Annotated in this window: 3 protein-coding genes; 1 reads left to right on the top strand and 2 read right to left on the bottom strand. The window is 37.4% G+C overall.

Going from position 1 to position 3,496, the window contains the following annotated elements; genetic code table 11:
• The first annotated feature begins 676 nt into the window (after positions 1-676).
• Complete coding sequence (ltrA, locus tag G7034_RS08995) at positions 677-1,939, top strand: group II intron reverse transcriptase/maturase (RefSeq protein WP_166400639.1); 1,263 nt, start codon at positions 677-679, stop codon at positions 1,937-1,939.
• 84 nt (positions 1,940-2,023) lie between these two features.
• On the opposite strand, the gene G7034_RS08990 is transcribed toward ltrA, so the two are convergent.
• Positions 2,024-2,323 (bottom strand): HigA family addiction module antitoxin, encoded by a 300-nt coding sequence (locus G7034_RS08990; RefSeq protein ID WP_166400638.1) that lies wholly within the window; start codon positions 2,321-2,323, stop codon positions 2,024-2,026.
• 11 nt (positions 2,324-2,334) lie between these two features.
• Positions 2,335-2,616: a type II toxin-antitoxin system RelE/ParE family toxin gene (locus G7034_RS08985; RefSeq protein ID WP_166400637.1), complete on the bottom strand. Its 282-nt coding sequence runs from the start codon at positions 2,614-2,616 to the stop codon at positions 2,335-2,337.
• Positions 2,617-3,496: the final 880 nt, after the last annotated feature.

The raw sequence follows: 3,496 nt of genomic DNA, 5'->3' as shown, positions 1-3,496 counted from the left end.
GTGTGTCCTGAGTTGCGTTAGGATACGAAGATAATAATTAGTTCTTTGAAAACGCAACAAAACTTTATTAGAGATGATAGACTTTAATATTAGGTAAGAAACGAGCTAACCCCTTTAAAATAGGTAAAGTTAGAAGTCTCACACACAGCTATATTAAAGAATTGGACTATCGGATAGGACTTTCAGGAGTCGTTTCCAAACCGCCTTGAGGTGCTGAATTTAAGAGATTTGGTATTGAGCGTCAAGGTTAAAGCAAGTTCATAATCGTTTGTAGGATTAGTGATTGTATGGTGTGGTTATAGGAGTTGAACGCAAGTGAACCCTTATGGAGGTGTCGAAAATAACATTTACTGTGTCAAAATCAATGGGGTCAGCGACCTAAAGAGACAAAAGTGTAGCGGAGAACCTGATTACTGGCTACACGACACACGGCATAAAGAGGGCAAGACCTATAACTAGGCTCTAATAAGGAACAGGAGAACCAAATTCAAGATGTCAAGCAAGAACGCTAACAATCCCAGAGTGGAAAAGGCAAAGAGTAGCGAAGCTTGAGTTTGGGGCGGATGAAGTCGTAGTAGCGAACATATCCAAGAGAGTTCCGCAGAAATGTTGGGCGAGCGAAGGACTTCACATAATTAGTTAATTTATTGTATAACAACTTAAAGTTAATTTAAGGATGATTTTTAATGAACAACCCAAGTCGCAACCTATAAGTAAGTTGCAAGTAAATGAAGCTTTTAAGAAAGTAAAAGCCAACAAAGGAGCTATGGGAATTGATGGTTTAACCATTGAAAAAGTAACGAGAAAACCACGTAAATATCTGTATCCATTATGGAACAGAATGGCAAGTGGTAGTTACTTCCCCAAAGCCGTCCGACAAGTACTGATTCCGAAAGGAAACGGTAAAATGCGTCCATTAGGCATCCCTACCATTGTAGATAGGGTAGCCCAACATGTAATTGCAACTGAATTAGAACAAGTTGTAGAAAAACACTTTCATCCAAGTAGCTATGGTTATAGACCAAACAAATCGGCACACGATGCCATAGAACAATGCCGCATTAATTGTATGAAATACAGTTGGGTTATTGACTTAGATATCAAAGGATTTTTCGACAACATAGACCACAAATTATTGCTAAAAGCAGTAAAATTTTACACACAAGAAAAACACATTTTGTTGTACGTAAAACGTTGGTTAAATGCGCCAATTCAGTTAGTAAATGGAACACAAATACAACCACAAGGAAAAGGCACACCACAGGGCGGAGTAATCAGTCCAGTGCTTGCTAATATCTTTATGGACATAGTATTTGATAAATGGATAACCAAAGAGAGTCCAGATACACCTTTTGAGCGGTATGCCGATGATATTGTAATTCATTGTAAGAATATCAAACAGGCATTGCGATTGCTAGAAAAGATAAAACAACGATTAAGAGACTGTAAATTGGAATTGAACCAAGAGAAGTCAAAAATAGTGTATTGTCGAAGTAATCAAAAGCGCCAACCACCTTTCAAAGTAAAGTATCAAAAGTTCGACTATTTAGGCTATACATTTAAGCCAAGAATTATCAAAGAGCGAGGGAAAATCAAATTAGGATTTAGCCCTGCAATGAGCCAAAAGAGTAGAGCAAGAATAGCAGAAGAACTACGAAGAATGAAAATTCATCGTTGGGTTCAATTCCCTTTACAAAAGATAGCGGAATTGCTAAAGCTCAAACTCCGAGGCTGGCTCAATTATTATGGCAAATTCCGAATGAGCGAGATGCGAAAACTCTTTAGAGTGATACATCTTCGCTTAACCAAATGGGTACGCAATAAATACCGTCGATTTAGGAAGAAGCCCTGGTATGTAGGATACAAGTACCTACAAAAACTATCAAGGGACTTTCCCAACTTGTTTGAACATTGGCAATACGAGGGCTTCCGCCCTTAAAAGACTTGAATTATGAAGAGCCGTATGATGCGAGAGTATCACGTACGGTTCTGTGAGAGGTTTAGGGGTGAAATTCCCCTTTACCTACTCGACTTTATCAGCGTACTGTTTAATTTCATTCAACTCGTTTCCCCTATTTTCCTTTCCTTCTTCGATATCAAAATCGTCTTGAAGTCCAAGCCAAAATTTAGCTGAGTTTCCAAAATATTTACTCAATCGCAAAGCCGTATCAGCTGTTATTCGACGTCGACCTTTTATAATTTCAGATATCCGAGTTTGAGGTATTTTCAAATCTTTAGAAAGTCGATATGCCGAAATTTCGAGTGGCTCAAGAAATTCGTGAAGTAAAATTTCGCCAGGATGTACATTTGCTAACTTTTCCATTTTCTCTGTTTTTAATGATAATCGACTATTTCTACTTCGCTCGCATTTCCGCTATTCCACTCAAAAATTATTCGCCATTGTTTGTTAATTCGAATGCTGTAAAATCCACTTAAATTTCCGCTTAGCTTTTCAAGTCGGTTGGAAGGTGGAATTCTCAAATCAGCTATGTTTTGCGAATTATTCAACATTCTCAATTTTCGGCGTCCAATTTTTTGAATATCAATCGGCATTTTTTTTACTCGATATCCATTCCAAATTTGTTCAGTCTCTTTCGAGCGAAAAGAAACAATCATATTTTTGTTTTACGTTACTAACGCCAAAGATAAGTAAAATTTTCTAATTGGAATTCGAAATTAAATGTTGCCTAACGGTCGCGGCTTGCTATAGTGGCGGATAAAATAGCAATTCAGTTTTCGGTTAAGTTACAAATTTAGTAAAAAATCCCAAACTTTTTCGGTTGAGCACCAACCCCGCCATTATTGCAAACCGTTGTTGTGCATAGATTATAATTCAGCAGAGGCTTTTGGTTTTATCAATTATCGCTGTTAAAATGCCCAAACTTTTTAACATTCGCCCAAGGAAAGCCAAAATTTTGTCGGTTGAGCAAGGACTTTAGCAAACAAACCTTTCGGCTTTACAGACCATATTTCAGATTTCGTTTGAGCCGAAATTTGCAAAAAAGCAAAAACTCCCACATTCGGAGTAGGGGAGTTCAAAATTTTTCGGTTGAGCGATTCCTTTTTAAATACAAAACTGCTTAAAATTCAAAAAGCTCCAAATTCGGCAGAATTTAGATTTTTGAATTTGCGTACAACGGTCGCGGCTTGCTATAGTGGCGGGCAAAATAGCAATTCATTTTTCGGTTAAGTTACAAATTTAATAAAAAAAACCAAACTTTTTCGGTTGAGCACCAACCCCGCCATTATTGCAAACCGTTGTTGTACGCAGATTATAATTCAGCCAGCAGTTTAAGTTTTATCAATTATCGCCGTTAAAATGCCCAAACCTCTCAATATTCGCAGGAGATAATACCAAAATTTTGTCGGTTGAGCAATGACTTTTGCAAATAAGCCTTTCAGCTTTAGAGAACATTTTTTCAGATTTCGTTTGAGCCGAAATTTGCAAAAAAGCAAAAACTCCAACATTCGGAGTAGGGGAGTTCAAAATTTTTCG

This window comes from Psychroflexus maritimus, assembly GCF_011089875.1.
In the GTDB taxonomy this organism is placed as follows: domain Bacteria; phylum Bacteroidota; class Bacteroidia; order Flavobacteriales; family Flavobacteriaceae; genus Psychroflexus; species Psychroflexus maritimus.
This window is presented reverse-complemented; position numbering and strand designations above follow the sequence as displayed.